Raw genomic sequence first — 2,253 nt, 5'->3', positions numbered from 1 at the left:
AGGTCTGCGCCACCGGCCCCGGATTGGCCAGGCCGGTGGTTTCGATCACCACGCGGTCGAACTGCAGCTCGCCCGCATTGCGCTTTTGCGCCAGCGTGGACAGGGCGACAATCAGGTCGCCGCGCACCGTGCAGCATACGCAGCCGTTGCTCATCTCGACGATCTGCTCGTTGCTGTCCTGGACCAGGATTTCATTGTCGATGTTCTCCTGGCCGAACTCGTTTTCGATCACCGCGATCCGGTAGCCGTGCGGCTCGCGCAGGATGCGGTTGAGCAGGGTGGTCTTGCCGGCGCCGAGAAAGCCGGTCAGTATGGTTGCGGGGACAAGTGCCATGTTTTTATTGTGCGCAGTCGGCGCACCATCCTTTAATGGTGAATTCAATATCGTGGCTGCGGAAGCCTTTTCCAAGAGTCTCCCGCAACGCGTTTTGCAGCAGACCGGCCTCTGCGATGCTGTCCAGGCAAAACACCTTGGTGCAGCGGGTGCACTTGAAATGGCCGTGCTGATGGTGTGGCTGATGCTCGGCGCCGGCGCTGTAGCGGAACACGCGGTCGTCGCCGGCGATCTTGTGCGCCAGCCCGGCGTCGGTCAGGCAGTCGAGCGCGCGGTACAGCGTCACGCGGTCCATGTCGGCGAACGCATCCTGCACGTCCTGGTGCGAAAAGGCGCGCTGCGCGCCCAGGAGCGCCGCCAATACCTTCACGCGCGAGGCGGTAATGCGCACCGAGGCGCTGCGCAATTGCGATTCCGCCAGTGCCAGCATGCGCTGTTCGTCGAGCTGGCGCTCGCTGCGTTCTGCGGCGGCCGGTTTGGCTTTGACGCTCATTGAAGCAAGGCTGTGAAAAACAGGAGCGGGAATTATGACCGACTTGCTATCGGGCTGCAAAAATTGCCATTAAATCAAGGTTTTTGCAGCATCAATCCCTTCAAATATTCGCCCTCCGGGAAGCTGGTCGTCATCGGATGGTCGATGCCGGCCGACAGCCGCCGCAGGATGAAGGCATCGGTCCTGGCGTCGTTGGCGGCGCCGGCGACGATTTTCTGGAACAGGTCGGCGCTGATCGCACCCGAGCACGAGTAGGTGAACAGCAATCCGCCCGGCCGCAGCAGCTGGAAGCCGAGCAGGTTGATGTCCTTGTAGGCGCGCGCCGCGCGCTCCACCTGGGCGGGGGAGGAGGCGAACTTGGGCGGGTCGAGCACGATCAGATCGAACGACTTGCCCTGTTCGCGCAGCGAACGCAGCGTCTTGAACACGTCGGCATCCCGCCATTCGGCGCGGGCGGCGTCGAAGCCGTTGAGCGCGACGTTGCGCTGGCCGATGGCGAGCGCCTCGCCCGACGAGTCGATCGAGATCACGCTGGCGGCGCCGCCTTTCAGCGCCGCCAGCGAAAAGCCGCCGGTGTAGCAGAAGCAGTTGAGCACATCGCGCCCCGCCGCATGCTCCATCACCAGCCGGCGGTTGTCGCGCTGGTCGATGTAGAAGCCGGTCTTGTGCCCGTTCCGGATGTCGACCGCGTAGCGCACGCCGTTTTCCGTCACCAGCGTTTCCTCCGGCGGCTCGCTGCCGGCCAGCACGCCGGTCACCAGCGGCAAGCCTTCGCGTTCGCGCACCGAGGCGTCCGACCGCTCGTACACGTTCGGGCAGCCGCTCTCCGCAATCAGCGCCTGCACGATCGGCGCCTTCCACGCTTCCACGCCGGCCGACTGGAACTGGCACACCACGTGCCCTGCGGCGCCGCCGTACCAGTCCGCCACCAGCCCCGGAAAGCCGTCGGCTTCGCCGAAGATGACGCGGATCGCATCGGTGTCATTCACCATGGAGCGGCGATAGGCCAGCGCTTTTTTCACGCGGCGCTTGATCAGCGCATGATCGACGGGTTCGTTCTCGTCGAAACTCCAGACGCGCGCCCGGATCTGCGAGTGCGGGCTGAATGCGGCGCGCGCCAGGAACTGGCCGGAGGCGGATTGCACGATGGCGGTCGCGCCCGGCCGGTTTTTTTCCTCCGCCTTGCCGTCGATGCGGTCGATCGCGGTCGGGAAGATCCAGGGGTGGCGGCGCAGCAGGCTTTTTTCCTTGCCGGGCTTGAGAGTAATGGTGAGCATGATATCGATAACAAATGCGCGATGATGAATGCGCTGCGAACAGCGCTTACTTGTCCGTGCTGACCTTTTTCGCGCGCGGGTGCGCGGCGTCGTACACCTGCGCCAGCCGCTGGAAATCCAGCGAAGTGTACACCTGGGTGGCGGCGATC

The 2,253-nt window shown here is 64.4% G+C and carries 3 protein-coding genes and 1 pseudogene; all 4 read right to left on the bottom strand.

Translation table 11 applies throughout. The annotated features are described in order from the left end of the window. Nucleotides 1–334, bottom strand: a 334-nt coding sequence (locus A6M56_RS18795; RefSeq protein ID WP_286758322.1) for a CobW family GTP-binding protein, incomplete at its 3' end; no start/stop codon positions are given. Between the two features lie 4 nt (nucleotides 335–338). Then, nucleotides 339–764: a Fur family transcriptional regulator gene (locus A6M56_RS18790; protein ID WP_286758323.1), complete on the bottom strand. Its 426-nt coding sequence runs from the start codon at nucleotides 762–764 to the stop codon at nucleotides 339–341. A 137-nt stretch (nucleotides 765–901) separates the two neighbouring features. Next, complete coding sequence (locus A6M56_RS18785; protein WP_286758321.1) at nucleotides 902–2,104, bottom strand: class I SAM-dependent rRNA methyltransferase; 1,203 nt, start codon at nucleotides 2,102–2,104, stop codon at nucleotides 902–904. A gap of 46 nt (nucleotides 2,105–2,150) precedes the next feature. Beyond that, a pseudogene (locus A6M56_RS18780) lies at nucleotides 2,151–2,253 on the bottom strand (recombinase XerC); the annotation flags it as partial.

It is taken from the genome of Ralstonia sp. RL (assembly GCF_001683835.1).
GTDB lineage: Bacteria > Pseudomonadota > Gammaproteobacteria > Burkholderiales > Burkholderiaceae > Ralstonia > Ralstonia mannitolilytica.
This window is presented reverse-complemented; position numbering and strand designations above follow the sequence as displayed.

What these genes read in the sequence shown, in the direction of transcription:
- A6M56_RS18785 (WP_286758321.1), bottom strand. Translation starts at nt 2,104, where the DNA reads ATGCTCACCATTACTCTCAAGCCCGGCAAGGAAAAAAGCCTGCTGCGC.
- A6M56_RS18790 (WP_286758323.1), bottom strand. Translation starts at nt 764, where the DNA reads ATGCTGGCACTGGCGGAATCGCAATTGCGCAGCGCCTCGGTGCGCATT.